At 68.8% G+C, this 16,124-nt stretch carries 10 protein-coding genes and 1 pseudogene; 6 read left to right on the top strand and 5 right to left on the bottom strand.

The window, feature by feature from the left end:
• Positions 1-36: 36 nt before the first annotated feature.
• Positions 37-1,116: an MBL fold metallo-hydrolase gene (locus tag B085_RS0120820; RefSeq protein ID WP_018560513.1), complete on the bottom strand. Its 1,080-nt coding sequence runs from the start codon at positions 1,114-1,116 to the stop codon at positions 37-39.
• Positions 1,117-1,540: 424 nt separating this feature from the next.
• On the opposite strand from B085_RS0120820, the gene B085_RS0120815 reads away from it, so the two are divergent.
• The 3 genes from B085_RS0120815 (at position 1,541) to B085_RS0120805 (ending at position 5,841) form a co-directional block, all read left to right on the top strand.
• Positions 1,541-2,434: an alpha/beta fold hydrolase gene (locus B085_RS0120815; protein WP_018560512.1), complete on the top strand. Its 894-nt coding sequence runs from the start codon at positions 1,541-1,543 to the stop codon at positions 2,432-2,434.
• A 539-nt stretch (positions 2,435-2,973) separates the two neighbouring features.
• On the top strand, positions 2,974-5,067 hold the full coding sequence (locus B085_RS0120810) for a hypothetical protein (RefSeq protein ID WP_018560511.1): 2,094 nt from the start codon (positions 2,974-2,976) through the stop codon (positions 5,065-5,067).
• 153 nt (positions 5,068-5,220) lie between these two features.
• On the top strand, positions 5,221-5,841 hold the full coding sequence (locus B085_RS0120805) for a hypothetical protein (protein ID WP_018560510.1): 621 nt from the start codon (positions 5,221-5,223) through the stop codon (positions 5,839-5,841).
• Positions 5,842-5,970: 129 nt separating this feature from the next.
• Here the strand turns inward: B085_RS0120805 and B085_RS45750 are convergent, their stop codons facing one another.
• Positions 5,971-6,498 carry a hypothetical protein gene (locus B085_RS45750; RefSeq protein ID WP_158689788.1) on the bottom strand — a complete coding sequence of 176 codons (528 nt, stop codon included), beginning with the start codon at positions 6,496-6,498 and terminating at the stop codon, positions 5,971-5,973.
• A gap of 711 nt (positions 6,499-7,209) precedes the next feature.
• Between B085_RS45750 and B085_RS0120795 the strand changes: the two genes are divergently transcribed.
• From B085_RS0120795 to B085_RS0120785, 3 genes are all read left to right on the top strand, one after another.
• Positions 7,210-10,911: a helix-turn-helix domain-containing protein gene (locus B085_RS0120795; protein WP_324603875.1), complete on the top strand. Its 3,702-nt coding sequence runs from the start codon at positions 7,210-7,212 to the stop codon at positions 10,909-10,911.
• A gap of 296 nt (positions 10,912-11,207) precedes the next feature.
• Positions 11,208-12,380, top strand: a complete 1,173-nt coding sequence (locus tag B085_RS0120790; RefSeq protein ID WP_018560507.1) for a hypothetical protein — start codon at positions 11,208-11,210, stop codon at positions 12,378-12,380.
• A gap of 190 nt (positions 12,381-12,570) precedes the next feature.
• Positions 12,571-12,774, top strand: a complete 204-nt coding sequence (locus tag B085_RS0120785) for a cold-shock protein (protein WP_018560506.1) — start codon at positions 12,571-12,573, stop codon at positions 12,772-12,774.
• A 646-nt stretch (positions 12,775-13,420) separates the two neighbouring features.
• Here B085_RS0120785 and B085_RS43180 read toward each other — a convergent pair.
• The 3 genes and pseudogenes from B085_RS43180 to B085_RS0120760 all read right to left on the bottom strand — a co-directional run bounded on the left by B085_RS43180 (position 13,421) and on the right by B085_RS0120760 (position 16,015).
• Positions 13,421-14,377 (bottom strand): ISAs1 family transposase, encoded by a 957-nt coding sequence (locus tag B085_RS43180; RefSeq protein WP_234018626.1) that lies wholly within the window; start codon positions 14,375-14,377, stop codon positions 13,421-13,423.
• A 10-nt stretch (positions 14,378-14,387) separates the two neighbouring features.
• Positions 14,388-14,579: pseudogene (locus tag B085_RS50920) on the bottom strand (transposase family protein); the annotation flags it as partial.
• Between the two features lie 851 nt (positions 14,580-15,430).
• Positions 15,431-16,015 carry an SUKH-4 family immunity protein gene (locus B085_RS0120760; protein ID WP_018560503.1) on the bottom strand — a complete coding sequence of 195 codons (585 nt, stop codon included), beginning with the start codon at positions 16,013-16,015 and terminating at the stop codon, positions 15,431-15,433.
• Positions 16,016-16,124 lie beyond the last annotated feature (109 nt).

Here is a 16,124-nt window from a genome sequence, read left to right as displayed (position 1 = left end):
GGGCGGAGGATCAGGAGAGGAGGTCAGGAGCTGGCGTCAGGGGCGGGTGCCGAACGGGCCCAGCGTCCCGGCGTCGATGCGGAAGGACTCGACCAGGGCCGCCGCGTTGTCGAGCGTGAACACGTCCGCGGCCGCGAGGAGCCCGGTGTACTTCGCGGTGACCGGTGCGGCGGCCTGCGCCGCCACCGCGTCGAGATAGGTCTTGAAGATCGCCCACGAGTTGCCCTGCGGACCGTACTTGTCGAAGTAGGGCGTGGGGTCCAGGTTCATGGCAGCCCGGGTGGAGGCTTCGAGGTCGGCCATGTAGGCGCGCTGGAGGTCGCCGTCCGCGCGCACACCGAGCCGGCCGAGGTGGCCGCCGACCAGGGTCCGCCACGGGTACCCCATGGCGATGTCCTGCGCCCGCAGCCAGGCCGGGATGTCCTGGGAGACCGCCAGGTTCTTGAACGGCACCCAGCCCGGGTACAGGATGTCGACGACCATCAGCGTCCCGTGCTCAGGCGCGTGGATGAAGATGTTGTCCGGGGAGTGGTTGGGGCCGTGGTAGGCCAATTCCAGACGCTCACCGCCGACGTGCAGCGTGTAGCGGTCCTCGAAGGTGACGGTCGGCGCCGGGCGGTTCGGGTCGGCGGCGCGCAGCAGCAGGCGCCGGCACTCGGCGTGTCCGATGCGCACGACGTCCTTGCCGAAGATCGACGAGGCACCCACGTGGTCGGCGTGCGAGTGCGAGTGGACGAGGTGGGTCACCGTTGCTGGACGGCCGTTGGCCCGCGTCACCTCCGCGATCGCCCGCAGCAGGTTGTGGCCGATGGTCGGCGGGGCGTCGACCAGGACGACGCCTTCCCGGGTACTGAGGAACATCGCCTGGTAGAAGCCGTCGGTCACCCAGTAGAGGTGGCCGTCGATCCGGCCCACGAAGTAACCCGCGTCGTTGAGTTTCGGCCCGGTCGCGGCGGGCGGGACGGGCGCGAAATCAGGAAGCCCGGGTGCTTCGGCCGCGGCGGCCGCCGTGCCGCCCAAGGCCCCGCCGGCCAGGGCGGCGGCTGCGGGCAGCGCGGCGGCCGTGCGCAGCAGGGACCGGCGGTTCGCGGCGGCATCCCAGAATGTGCTCTTCATGACCGGCCTTTCAAGATCGGGCGATCGCGGCGGGCGTCTCTCCGGCCGGGCCTGGGGCGCGGTCATGGACATCGATATCAGCGGACTTCCCCGCGATCACGGGCACGACCTGCAGGACACCACCGGGCCCGGTCCGTTCGCATCGGGGAAAGACCCCTGTCCCGGAACGGCCCGGTCGATCGGCACGGCTGGGGATCGGCCCCGGTGCGAAGCCGGGTTGCTTCGTGGTGAAGTCCCCTCCGGGCGTGCCCGGAGCGAGGAGAGGGCGATGCCCCGTGCGCGGCACCCGGCGCCGGCCATCCGCCGCCCGCCGGACTGCGGCTTCGCGCGGAACGGGCAAGCCGGCAGCCGACCCTTCGTGCCCGCCATCACGCGACCGGCAACCGGACCAAGTCCCGCCCCACCCCGATGAGGAGACCAGACCATGCTGCCCACCGGCTCCGCCCTGACGGACCACCGAGGTGAAGCGCTGATACACGGCCGCACGTCGGTCAACGGCGTCACCCTGCACCATGCGATCGGCGGGGCTGGTGAACCGGTGATCCTCCTGCACGGCGTCCCCAAGACGATGTTCTACTGGCGCAGCCTCATCCCGTTCCTGACACCCCATCACACGGTGGTGGCCGTCGACATCCGCGGCTTCGGCGATTCCGACCGGCCCGTCGGGGGATACGACACCCGGACGATGGCCGCCGACGTCGCCGAGCTCGCGATCGACCTCGGCTTCGACTCGTTCCGCGTGGTGGGCGAGGACTGGGGAGCCAACATCGCCTACGCGACGGCCGCGTTCCACCGCGCACGGGTCAGGCAGCTGGTCTTCCAGGAGACCCGCCTCCCGGGCCGCCCGGTCGCGGCGTCCGACCTGCCGGAACAACCCGACGACCCCCGGAACAACTGGCACCGGGCCTTCTTCGGTCTGCCGCACTACCCGGAGTTCCTGCTCGCGGGGAAAGAACGCGTCTTCTGGACCTACTTCATGAAGCACACGATGTGGAACCCCGCGGCCTTGTCCGATGCCTGCCTGGAAGAGCTGATCGGCTGGGTCACGCAGCCGGGCGCCACCCACGCGATCCTCGCGCTGTACCGGTCCACGCAGCTCGACGCGCAGCAGAACCAGCCCCACTACGACGACCCGATCACCTGCCCGGTGCTCGCCGTCGGCGCGCAGGCCTATTTCGGCGACGAAGTTGGACGGCATATGGGTCAGGTCGCGACGGACGTGCGCAGCGTGGTGATCAGCGACACCGGCCACAACATCGCCTTGGAGCAACCCGCGCGCCTGGCGGACGCGTATCTGGACTTCTTCGGCACGCGATGATCCGCGAGCCGGCGCTCGGCCGAGACCGCCCCGACGGGGCAATAGGCCTGGTCCCGGGAGCGGCGAACGCCCGATGAAGAACGCCCGACCGGATTCCCCGGGGCCTCGTGCGGAGACGATCGGCTGCCTATCGTGCGAGCGGTGACACATGCCCGGGGCATCCCCGCTCTCCTGTTCCTCCTCCTGGCTGCTTTGGGTGCAGCCGCGTGCGACGTCGCACCGCCGCCCGACGACACCGTCGTGGCTGCGCTCCCGCACTCCCGCGCGCCGCAGGCCGCGGTCGCCCCGCCGGCCGTTCCGACGGCGACCCGGCAGGTCGCCCCGCCCGCCCCGGACGCCTCCCCGACGCGATCAGCCGGGTGCTGGGTACTCCCGGACCGGCCGTCCGGAAGTACATCAGCCAGCATTTGCCGGACGCGGAAAGCCCGTGGGAGTCCACGCATGCGGGGGAGGGGCGAGAGTGAGCGTAAAGATGGGTGGCGAGGCCTACAAGAGGGGCCTCACTGGAGCTGCGCGCGACACGCGACGAGCTCCGCGATGTGGAGCGGGAGCTCGCACCGCTCCTGCGTGAGCTGGAGAAGCTGCAGAAGAAGCGGGACGCGCAGATCGTCGCGCTGGGCGGCCACGACAAGGCCAAGGCCGATCGGATGGCCCCGGCAGCAGGCTTGACGATCAGCGACATCGTGTTCCTGGTGCCCGCCCTCGCTCCGGCCGGCTCACCGGCCGCACCGGCTGAGCAGCCCGCGCCGGTACAGCCCGCCGAGCAGTCGCCTGGCGCGGTCGCCCCTGCCCTCCAGCCTGCCGAGGAAGGCGATGCCCTCGCAGCGGCCGCACCCGCAGTGGCCGAGGACGTGCCGGCAGCGTCGGCGCCCGCACCGGAGCCCGCGCCTGCCGAACAGGGCACGTTCCCAGCTCAAGCGCCGGGTACGGACCGGGAACTGCCGTCCATCCCGCCCGGCGAGCGAGGCGACGCCTGGGCAGCCGTCCAGCCGCGCGTGGTCTCGCAGCGCCCGAAGTTCACCCAGAACTCCTGGGACACCGCCTTCTTGGACGCCAAGAGCGGCATGCTGGTCCACAAGTCCAACTCCACTCGGATCGACCTCGGCTCACGGAGCGCCGCTGACCTCCTGGCCGCGCTCTCTTCGGTGCTGCCGGAGTCGGTGGAACGGGTCTACATCACCGCGGGCGACCCGTGGCACCGGGACGCGGACCGCTACCCGCACCTGACGGACGCGGTCGTGGCCTGGCTGACCGCGCCCACGCCCGGATGGAGCGAGGCGTCCGGTGGGGGACAGGCGAAGGCGAAAGACAAGCTCGCCGGTCACTACGTGCACGAGCGGCTGCCGGTCGGCCGGTGGCAGCAGGGCGGGCGGCATCTGGAGATCTGCCCGATCGGGACCTGGTTCGATGCCGAAGGCGCCGATCCGGCCGTCGTCCGCGACGCGTTCGTGCAGCTGTGGAAAGCCCTGCACGAGCAGTGGCCGGACGTGGTGCTGCTCGGAAACCCGGCCCGTACCGGACGTGACCTGTGGTCGCGGACCATCCCCACGAAGACCGGCGCCAGGTGGGCTGACGGCTATCCGGTGATGTCGACCGAAATCCGTGCACTGCTCCACGCCACCGCCGGGCAGGGCCGCACCGAACTCATCACCCCGCCCCGCGTACCAGAGCAGCTGCCCCGCCTGGTGGAGCTGGACCGCACCTTCGCCTACGCGAAGCACACCTGGACCGGGGGAGTGGGCGCCCCGCAGCGGGTCAGCGCCGCCACCTTCCGCTCGTGGTCGGAGAAGGAACAGATCAGCGCCCTGTACAAGCCGTCGCACTGGCAGATCCGGGTGACCGTGCCCGAAGGCTGGCGCCATATCGGTCTGGTGCCGGCGCCCGTTACCGGCGACGCGGCATGGGCCTACCCGAACGAGCCCGGAAGGAGTTTCGTGACCTGGGCCGGGGGAGCGGAGGTGAACCTCGCGTTGCGCAACCACCTTGCGCCGTGGCGGATCGAGATCCTCGACGGCCTGGTGTGGGAGTCCGGGTCCCCGCTGCGGGACTGGGCCGACAAGCTCAAGACGGCCTGGCAGCGGCTGCGCGCCATTGCTTCGCTTCACGGAGACGACCACCAGCGCCTGGCCTGCCATCTCGCCTCGCGCGGCGTGCGGGCGATCCTGCTTTACGGTGTCGGCGCGTTCGCTCAGCGCCCTCGCACCACCACCGGCACCGTCTCGGTCCATGAACCGCAGAAGGTTCCGACCGGCGCGGAGATCATCGCCACTGACGGGGAGACCATCACCTGGCGACGTGCGACGTACTCCTCCGACCCCTACGCCCACCCGGAGTGGGCGGCCGGGGTGTGGTCCGGTGCGCGCGCGGCGTTGCTGTCCACGAAGATGCGTGAGGACAACGTCTCGGTCGGTGCCCTGCACCTGCCGCCCGGCAGCATCGTGGCCTTCCGGACCGACGCCATCTACACCACCGCCGAGGTCGACTGGCCGTACCACGAGCAGCCCGGCGACTACCTCCTCAAGGGCCACCTGCCCGGCCCAGTTGCGGCGCCGACCAACCTCACCGAGCTGATGTCGCTGAGGGACACCGGCCGTGAGTACCTGGTCAAGGCGCAGGCTGAGGGGACCCGGTGACACCTCGCAGGCGCAGGGGAACCGGCGGCCGCGGTGGCGGTCGCCGGGGCGCGCCCCAGCAGAACGAGGCCGCACGCCTCACCCAGGAGCTGATGGACGCCGGGCCTCAGCAAAAAGGACGTTGCCGACATCATCGGCCGGGATAGCTCGCTGGTGAGTCAGTTCTTCACCAAGGGCAAGGGCGCCTCCTTCGAGACCGCGTTGCGGCACGTCGTCCAGTCCGTGCAGGCCGACGGCGTCACGGACGTCCAGCAGCTCAAGGCGATTGCCGGTCGCGACATCACCCGTCGTACCGCCCGCCCGCTGCCCGGCGAACGCGTCGGCGGCAAAGCGCGCGTGCGAACCAAGGACATCACCGAGACCCCGGGACACTCCGCCATGGCCCGGGCCGGAAAGCAGCACCTGGCTTCCGGCGGATCCCGCCTGGCCAAGGTGATCGCCCACACCGCAGCCGTCGGAGGGAACCTCGCCTTCACCGTCCGGGCCCGCAAGGGCGCCTTCACCATGGACGCCGGCCGCCGCGACGACTCACCCGGCCTGCGCCGCAATGTCGTCCAACGCCGCGACGGCAGCGAGGAACGCGCCTACGGCAAAAGCCTGGGCGCCGGCCAGGGCCCAGGAGGATTCGACGCCCAGGAGTTCAAGAGCCGAGTCGACCGCGCCGGCGGTGACGTCACGGCCGCCATCGTCGGCTGGCTGGTGGAGACCGGTCGCCTCAAGCCCGGCTCCCAGCTGACTCACCTGGAGATCCGGGGCTGGAAGACCCAGGACTGACCGCAACAGCACGGAGGGGGCTGACCGGCGCTCGCCGGTCAGCCCCCTCCGTCTTCCCCTTGCACTACGACCGAGCTCAGGGCGCAGCTCTCAAGCACATCGCTGACGGACCCTCATGCAAGATCGAGGCTAGCAGGGCGTGATGCTGTAGACCGGGTCCCAGTCCTGGTAGTACAGAGTGTTACCGGCATTTTCGGCCGTAAACTGCTTTTGGACGAAGCCCAAGGAGCCATAGAACGTCGTGACCGTTTTGGAGCCACCGGTCTGGTTGTTGACGTAATTGCCCCCGCCGAGCCAGTTGTGCACGTCATACCAGAGGCACTGGTACATATAGAAGAGTTTCCAGCTGGACGTCGTGGGATCCCAGACGAGAGGGCAGAAGTCTCCAGAGGAGCAGCGGAAGAGACCACCCGGCTGCACATGAGCATATCCGACGGCCGGCTCGATCGTTGGAGAAACGGCGGTTGTGGCGGCGGCCATGCGCGACGCAAAGCTGGGGGCGGCCGGCGCCCTCAGGATGGAGCCCGCCTCCGCCGTGTGGCCAGCACCTGCCTTGGGAGCCAGTGCAGCAGCTTGGGCGGACGTCGTAGCGCAGACGGCGAACAGCAAGCCGACTAGCACACCAGCCATGCACTGAAGTACACGCTTGACACTCATTCTCACCAACCTTTTCTAAATTTGTTGCTGTCATGGGTTAGCCACGGTCTTGCCGTAGCCATGGACGGGGAACACACGGCCAGGCCACCCGATGCCTACGGCGCGATCTCAATCCGTGACTGTTGGGTGCCTGCCGACAATTCCAAGGGCTGCGCGATTGATTGACAGCCCGCTCTTCCACGACCATCAACCGATTCGCCGGTGACCTGGGAAGACGGGCCTCCTCTCCCTCGTTGCCGACCGTCGATCCAGCCCGTCAGATCTCGTCCAGAGCAACATGGGCCGTCCCACCCGCGGGTTCGCCATTGATGGACGCGTTGAAAGTGGCTGCCAATCAACTTTGGGCACGGTGGAATCGGTGGCACACACCCAGTCGGCCGGGCCAGCAGCGCGGCTCGGTGGGCGCCAGCGGCATGTTGTTGCCGTCCGAGGGCGGGTGCCTCACATTCCCCACGGGGGAGGGAACGTGAGGCACCCGCACCATGGCTGGAGTGAGATCTGGTTCGGCTGGCCGTTGTCTAGTGCAGCGCGCCGGGATACTGCACGGTGGTCCCCTTCACAGGGGAGGCAAGCGGAACGGTCACAGCGATGGGAGCAGGGAGGCGCAGCGGGTGAACGGCGGGGGCTGCGGACACATCGGCTGACCGGTGCCGGGAGTGTGTCGGCATTTTCGTCCGCCATCAAGGCGACGTCATCATCGGTACAGGAGAGGTGAGACAAGTGGGCCGTCCTGAGAGTCCGCTGGATCCCGGGGGCGGACCCATCCAGCGTTTCGCCCATCAGCTGCGCGTGCTGCGCCAGGAGGCCGGCAGGCCGACCTACCGGGCCATGGCCAAGCGGGCCGGATACACGGCCCCCACCTTGTCCGAGGCCGCCGCCGGCGAGCGGCTGCCCTCGCTGCCCGTGGTACTGGCGTATGTGGTCGCCTGCGGCGGGGACGCTGAGGAGTGGGAGCGGCGCTGGCGCCTGGCAGCGCAGGAAGAGCAGGAGCAGCCACCCGTTGATGACGGGTCGCGGGCCCCGTATCTGGGTCTGGCTCGCTTCGAGCCCGGTGACCGCGACCAATTCTTCGGCCGGGACCGCCTGATCGCCGACCTGGCCCAGTTAGCCGGGGCGCACCGTTTCACAGGCTTGGTCGGCACGTCCGGCAGCGGGAAGTCCTCCCTGCTGCGGGCCGGGCTCATCCCCGCACTGCAGCAGGAGGCTTCAACGACGGCGCGTCCGGCGACCATCCGGATCCTCACCCCCGGTGAACGGCCCGCCACCACCCACGCCCTCGCTCTCGCTCCCGCGGAGGGAGACAGGGAGACCTGGGTACTGGTCGATCAGTTCGAAGAAGTCTTCACTCTCTGCCACAACGCCGGGGAGCGCGTCAGGTTCATCGACCAGTTGCTCACCGCACTGGGCAGCAACAGCCGTTTGCGGGTAGTGGTCGCGGTCCGGGCGGATTTCTACGGCCGCTGCGGTGAACACCGCGGCCTCGCCCATGCGCTGCAGGACGCCAACTTGCTTGTCACGCCGATGAGCCGGGAAGAGCTGCGTGAGGCGATCGTCAAACCGGCCGCCGCCCAGGGCCTGATCCTCGAGCGGACGCTCACCTCGAGGATCATCGACGAGGTGGCGGACGAGCCCGGCGGTCTGCCGTTGATGTCCCACGCTCTGCTGGAGACCTGGCGCCGCCGCCGCGGCAAGACCTTGACCCTCAAAGGCTACGAAGCCGTCGGCGGCATCCACGGCGCCATCGCCGGCACCGCCGAGCAGGTCTACACCCGCCTCGGCCCCGAGCAGGCCGCCCAGGCCCGCCGCCTGCTGCTTCGGCTGATCACCCCCGGTGAAGGAGCCCAGGACACCCGCCGCCCCGCACCGCACACCGAACTCAACCCCACTGGTATCGAAGACACCGATCTCGTCCTCGAGCAACTGGCCCGCGCCCGCCTGATCACCCTCGACAACGACACGGTCGACCTCGCCCATGAAGCCCTCATCACCGCCTGGCCACGCCTGCGCGACTGGATCGACGCCAGCCGCGAACTCCTGCGCAGTCACCGCCGCTTATCCGAAGCCGCCAGGGGCTGGGACGAACTCGATCGCGACCCCGGAGCCCTCTACCGAGGCACCCGCCTCGCCACCGCCGAAGACGCCTTCGCCGGCGAACAGCAGGACCACCTCACCCCACTGGAGCACGCGTTCCTCACCGCCAGCATCAACGCCCGGGACGAAGAGCGCGCCGTTGCCACCCGCAGAACCCGCCGTCTACGCACCCTGGTCGTTTCCCTGGCCGGCCTGCTGGTCATGGCCCTCACCGCTGCCGGGCTCGCGTACGACCAGCGACAGTCGGCCGTCACGGCCCAGCGCGAGGGGCTCTCCCGCCAACTTGCCGCGCAGTCCACCGCCCTGCTCGGCAGCGACTCAGATCTCGCCTCGCTGCTGGCCGTGCAGGCCTACCGCACCAGCCCCACTCGCGAGGCAGCCATCAGCCTCTACGCCGCCGCTGGTGTGCCGCTCAAGCAGCGCATCGCCGCCCACTCCGAGACAGGTCACTCGGTTGTCTTCAGTCCCGACGGCAAAACCATCGCCACCGCCGGCAGCGATGACTCCTTCGGCAAGGACACCGTACGGCTGTGGGACACCACTACTGGCCGGAAGCAGGCCACCTTGACCAGCGTCAACAATGCGGTGTGGTCGATGGCTTTCAGCCGCAACGGAAATCGTCTGGTAACCGCAGGGCATAAAGGTGTACGGGTATGGGACGTCGCAGCCAGCCGTGCTGAGGGGAGACCCTCCATATCAGACGGCCGCTTGGAGGCCGTGGGCTTCGTTCACGGGCGGGCCATGGCTGTCAGCAGCACAGGACATGTGTGGGACGTAGCTACCAGTCGCGTCACGACCACTCTTGCTGCTCCCTCAAGCAACGAAATGCTGGTGGCTTTCAGCCCGGACGGCCGTACCGTGGCCACTGGCCAGCACAACCACAAGATCTTCCTGTCGAACCTGGTCACCGGCCGAGTCCGGACCACGCTCACCACCGACTCCACGGACTCCCTGCAGTCAGTGGCGTTCAGCCCCGACGGGCGCATAGTTGCAACAGGCAGCAATTCAGGGGCCGTGCGCCTGTGGGATGCGGCCACCGGGCGCGCTGAGGCAAGCCTCAACGGCCACAGCCGCCCTGTACGGGCCGTGGCCTTCAGCCCGGACGGCAGCACTCTGGTCTCTGGCAGCGACGACGGCACCGTACGGCTCTGGGACACCGCCAGCCGCCAGCCCGAGATCACCCTCACCAGCCACACCCATGCCGTGGCGTCGGTCGCGTTCAGCCCGGACGGCAGCATCCTCGCCTCTGGCAGCGGCGACGGCACCGTACGGCTCTGGGACGCCGCCAGCCGCCAGTCCAAGATCGCCCGCACCGGGCCCAGGGATGGCATGCAGCAGCAACTGGTGGCTTTCAGCCCCGACGGCACCACCCTCGCCGCCGGCGCCATGTCTGACCCACGCAGTGACGGCACTGTACGGCTGTGGAATGTGGTGACCGGGGAAATCGATTTCGTGCTTCCGGGCCACAAGATTGGTCCGGCATCGATGGCCTTCAGCCCTGACGGCGGCATCCTGGCGACCAGCGACTTCGCAGGAACCCTACGGCTGTGGGATACGGCCACCGGGCAGAAGAAGGAGACGTTGGCCAAGGCAGGGCAAGTAGTGGCTTTCAGCCCGGACGGCAACACTCTCGCCACCGGCCGCAACGACGGCACCGTGATCCTGCGGGATGCCGCCACCGGACGGAAGAAGAAGGTCTTCCCAAACAACCGCAAGGGGGAAATGTCGTTGGTCTTCAGCCCCAGGGGCACAACTCTCGCCGCCACCGATTTCAAACGGGTGCGACTGTTGGACGCAACCACCGGACGAACCACAGCAATCTTGAACATGCCGAAAAGCGGTACCACCGCTCGATGGCCAAAACACACCGTGGAATCGGTCGCTTTCAGCCCCGACAACACCATCCTCGCCACCGGCAGCAACGACGACACCGTACGGCTATGGGACCCAGCCACCGGGCAACTCAAGGAAACCCTCACGAAGGCAGGGAGTACCGTGGCCTTCAGCCCAGACGGCACCACCCTCGCCACCGGCAACGACGACGGCACCGTACAGCTCTGGGACGCCGTCACCGGGTATGCGCGAACCACGTTCATCGGCCACACCGGGTACGTGCGATCCCTGGCATTCAGTCCCAACGGCCGCACACTGGCCAGCGGCAGCGGCGACGGCACCGTACGGCTCTGGAAGGCAGCGCTGCCTGGCCCAGCCCGCATCATCCGCAACATCTGCAGGGCGGTTGGCCGAGACATCACCGAACAGGAACGGTCCCTTTACCTACCAGCCCAGATGACCGGCCCGGTGTGCCGGAACACCAAGTAACCAGAGCCTTAGCCTGACGTTTAAGAAGCTGTGTTTCTTTCGATCGTGAGTACGGTCTGATCGAAAGTGGGGGCTGGGACGGGTGAACTCGGCCGGGTCGGCGCATGCGGACAGGGCCCCTTGCGTATCTCGGAGTTGTTGAAGCAACGAGGTACACAGGAAGCCCTGATGTCGCAGTTGTACGCGGATCTACCAGTCGGGTCCAGTCCGTACGCCTCCTCGTGTGACTGTCTCGCGCACAGGTTCGGTAACGCAGCAGACCAGCATACGACCGCAAGTGGGACGAGGGAGTGGGTATGGCGGCAGTACATGGCGAGGAAGCCGGACCCGAGTTGCCCGGCGGGCTGCTGGTGCACGGATTGGTGTCGGGGGTGACGGTGGTACTGGCCGTGGAGGGGGTGCACTGGGGGACGTTCCGGTCGGGGTGGGTGAACGGCCTGGCCGGGGTGGGGGTCTGGTATCTGGTTTCGCTGCCCGTGCAGGTGCTGGTGCCGCTGTGGCATGTGCTGCGCGGAGACCGGGTTCCGCTGCTCAAGCTCGGAGTCGGCCCGCGGCTGGGTGCGGTGCTCAGGCGGTGGACCACCATCGCCTTCTGCGCGTATCCGCTATCGGTACAGGCCGAGATCTGGTTGCCTGAGTCCGGGGATCTCACCTCACGGCCACGACGGGTGCTGCTGGAGTACGTGCTTTTGCCGATACCCGTCGGGCTGGCCGGGCTTGTGGTGCTGCCGGGGCAGTGGTGGCCGGAACTGATCACTGCCACGCTCGGCTACGGGATCGCCGAGCTGGCGTATGTGGACCCCGCATTCGGCCGCGCCCGGTTGTGGCGGCTGGTGCACCCGGCACCGCGCCCGGAGGCCGCCCAATTCTGGCAAGTCAGAGCCGCGTTGGGGATGGAGGCGGCTGCCCGTGGCAATCTGGTGTCGGTACGGGCAGTCCTCGCGGAAGCCGAACGGGACGGCTGCCCACCTGAGCTCACCACACTCGTGCGGGCCGGGCTGCTCGCGGCTGAGGCGGAGCACCTGCGATTGGTCGATCTACTGGAGGACCAGCCGGCGGCTCCGCTCGACGAGGAGATCCGGGCGTATCTGAGACTGCTGCTGGCCCTGGGGCTACTCAGAGCAGTCGAGGCGGGGCAGCTCGCTCCTGGGGAGGGCCTGGCCCGTGCGGAGCAGGAGTTCGCCACCGTAACCAAGCCCTGGGAGGGTCCATGGGTCGCGGAGTACCAGGGTCTGTACCACGGGCTGCGCGGCGACGCCGCCCGTGCGCTCGGGTATGCCCGGCAGGCAGTCACGCACCAGTGGTCGCAGCCGCTGAAGCGGGCCGATGCGCTGTGCACCCTGGCGACGGCCCTGGCTGCGGCCGGTGACGGCCGGGGCGCGGTCCGGGCACTGCGCAGGGCCCGACGTCTGGCCCCGCGCTATCCGCGGATCGCGGCGTGCCAGAGCCGGGTGAAGCCTGCGCACTGATCTGCGTTCCGCGGCCTGAATGGGACCGGTACGGGGACGGACCACCCGAACGGGCCGTCTGCACCGACGCGGGCGTATCCGCTGGCTAAGGTGCCGCACCATCGGGTATGCATGAGCCGCGGCCCGGAACGGGGCCCGCCGGCGCATCCCACAGGAGCGCCGCATCAGCAGTATGTGAGGGACGAACACAGTGGCATCTGGCGTCGTGAAGTGGTTCAACGCGGAAAAGGGCTTCGGCTTCATCGAGCAGGACGGGGGCGGCCCGGACGTCTTCGCCCACTACTCCAACATCGCCAGCAACGGCTACCGCGAGCTGCAGGAAGGCGAGCACGTCACCTTCGACGTGACGCCGGGGCAGAAGGGCCCGCAAGCGGAGAACATCGTCCGCGGCTGATCCGTCGGGCGGCGGGTGCTTGCACCGTCTCGAGTGGGGTCGACCTCCAGGTGGAGGTCGACCCCACTTCACGTTTCCGGCCCTGGCGCTACGGCCGGCGGCCCCCATGTGGGTCTGCTCGGAATGCAGGGCAGTGTCACGGCGGGTGCGATGAATCCATGCCGTCCATCGCCAGGCTCGCGATCACCTTCGGCCTCGTGTCGATCAGCGTCACCGTCCACTCCTCGGTAGAGGAGCAAGGTGTGACGCTGCACCAGGTCCACGCCGCGGATTCTGGTTCTCTGGGGGTACGGGCTGTTCCGGCGAGTGACGTGCCGAATCTGTGCAGCTCAGCACCGGTGTAACGGACGTTATCGCGTGCAACACCTGCAGCGCCATCATCCCTGCGGGTGATAAGAGGCCTCGGGCCCGGCCCACACAAGGCCCTGATTCCCCAGTCTGCAGCGTCCCGTGGCGACGACGTGCGGTCACTGCCTCTCACGGTCATGCAGGTCGTGCTGGGTCCCTGCGACCGCCGGCCCCCAGATCTCTGGCATGTGGGCGACGACCACCGCTGCGGCTTCCTGGGCGGTGTAGCCGGGTTCGCGCGAGAATGGCTCGCCTGGGTGGTCAGGGTCTTTGAGAAGTGATCTTGTGTCCGGGTTCGTCAGGTCAGTCCGAGGGCGGTGAGGGGTCGCTGGTGGTCTCGGCTGGTGCGGCGGAGTGCGGCGGCCATGTTGGTGTGGCCGTCCTGGCGGTGGACGCCGATAGCGAGGTTGCGCAGACCGGCCATGACGCGGGGCAGGTGCCGGGTGCGAATCTTCGAGGCGTCCTCACGGAAGGTGCGGTCCCGGACGTGGTGGAGTTGGTTCTCGATGCGCCAGTGTCCGCGGATCCAGGCCGCGAGTTCGCTGCCGGTGGCTGCGCCGGGCGGCAGGCTCGTGACCAGGTAGATCCGCTCGATCGTCAGCTTGCCGGTGGCCAGGTCACGTCTCCAGCGCACGACTTGGAGGGCTTGGCGGGCGTGGGGGTAGTCGAGGTGGGCGAACGCGGTGGTCTTCAGTCGGCGGATCTCGTCGCGGTGGTGGGCCCGTGCACGTTCGTAGTGGTCCAGGCGGATGTCGTGCCAGGGCAGGCGGCGGACCTTGTCGTGCAGCCCGGGGTGGTTCCTCTTGACGACGGCCAGGTAGTGGGCTCTGCGTTCGTGCAGGTAGGAGGCGTGGTCGTGCTGGGTGTGCAGGGCGTCTGCGGTGATCACCGTGCCGGTCAGGTCGATGCCGTCCAGGAGCGGGGCGAAGGCTGGGATCTCGTTGCTCTTACGGTCGACTTGCCTTTGGGCGAGGACTTGGCCGCTGTGGGTCATCGCGGCGATCAGCGTGGTGGCCGGCCGGTCCTTGGTGCGGGACCCGCGGAGTGTCTTGCCGTCGACGGCGATGGCCCGCCGGCCGGACACCGGGTCCTGACGTTCCTGGAGGAAGCGTCCGACGGCCCGGTCCAGGGCGTCGCCGTCCGCGGCGGCCAGGACGAGACGGATGGTCGTGGAGTGCGGCGGCCGGATCAGGCCGGTCAGCGGGTCCGGGCGGGAACCCGAGCAGCGCCAGGACGCGCTGCGGCGCGTCGGCAACCCACTCGCCGATTGCCGTGATCGAGGCGGCGCCGGACAGAACGGCGGCCGCCGCCGCGGTCAGCAGGGCCGTCCACGAGTGGCGGACGCCGCGACGGGCCCGTGGATCAGGCACCTCGACCAGGTAGGTCCGCAGGTCAGCGACCGTTTCCGGCGCGATGGGGCCGGAGGGGGTGCCCAGTTGCTGCAGGCATGACGGCATACGGGAAGATGGACGCGCAGGCATGGACTCGCTCGGTGCTCATACGGACTCGACACCCACATGATCACCAGCGGCCATGCCTGTTCTGCGTCCAGGGCCGCTGCCGACGGAAGCCGACAACCCGTCACATTCAGTACTCAGCAGGCGAACCGCCCACCTCGAGACTCATCAAAGACCCTGGTGCCGGGCTGACGGGGATTGCCACAGTGATCAAGGCGTGGGCCCAGCTTCTTTATGCACGCGCTGACATGATTCGGGCACGCTCAGGACAACCTGCTGTCGAAGGTGCCCGCGGCGATGCAGAGCAAGCCGACGGCGCGGCCGGGGGGAGTGGGGGTCAGGCTGATGCCTGACCCGTGATGACTGGACTGCGCGGGGTAGAGCGCGGCGTCAGGCGCTACCCAGACGTTCGCGGATGGCCTGGAGGGCGGCCAGGGCGGTGTCCAGCTCCCCCAAGTCGTCTTCGGGGTGTTCGGCAGGGTTTTCCAGGATGCGCATCAGGTAGCCGGAGACGGCGATGCCCCACTCCCGGGCTGCGGTAGGGCTCAGGCGGGCGGCGCGTCGCCGGGCGGTGACGAGGTGGAATGCTGCGGGGGCCGGACGGGCAGCGTGCCGTTCCCTTGGGTGTAACCCCGTACCGCGACGTACGGGGCGGTGCACCGCCAACTCATTAGCGGCCCGGTGAACGTCGGCGGCAGTCCAATGAGCCGTTGCCAGCACAGGGCTGCGACGGCGCGTGAGCGGGGCGGGGAAGTCCGTGTGCGGACAGCAGCGAAGCCTCTGGTAGGAACGAGTCAGCCAAGATCAAGTTCGCGTACCAGAGACTCGACCTCGCTCACGAGAACTGCCTGTCAGATCGCGTCGTACTCCACCTCTTCGTAGACCCGATCCCACCAGGTGTCCATCTCGAAGGCGGGGGGGTCGAGCTCGCGCAGGCGGTCCCGGATCTCCAGGCCAAAGGCGACCCGGGCCTCCCCGGCGGGATCGTCGTCCGAGTCGGGGTCGTCTGGCTCCAGGTCGTCGAAGTCGTCTACGTGCTCGCAGCGGTACTCCCAGGCGGCGAGGGCGTCGAGGAAGGCGATCAGGGAGGAGTTGACGAAGCGCTCGGCAGGGTCGACACCCTCCGCGAGCGCCCACACGCGCCCGTGCTCGTCGAGGACGAATTCGGGGGAGTGTGACTCCACGTCGACCGCGAGCCTCCAGAAGCGGTCCCCCAGCCGTGAGAAGGGCTGCTCGGCGGTCCCCGGCCAGCACATCGAGTCGTCGACCGGCAGCCCGTGGGTTTGGGCCACCCCGAGAGCCTCCCGTACCGGGGCGGGCCAGGCTTCCACCTCGAGGGCGTCAAGGGCGGGCAGGTTGCGTACGCCCTCTTCGCCCCACTGGCCAAGACGCAGCCAGTGAGGGGTGTACCCGCCCGAGCCGTTCTGCTCCGCCATGTCGTGAACTCCGCTCAGTGAGCACCTTATCGAGAACTGTGGAACGATCCCATACGCCTCATCTGCACCATCCGCTGGGGGCCCGTCCCGTGTCTATCGCCGCCCGTCT

The sequence above is a fragment of the Streptomyces sp. BoleA5 genome (assembly GCF_000373665.1).
Taxonomy (GTDB): Bacteria; Actinomycetota; Actinomycetes; order Streptomycetales; family Streptomycetaceae; genus Actinacidiphila.
This window is presented reverse-complemented; position numbering and strand designations above follow the sequence as displayed.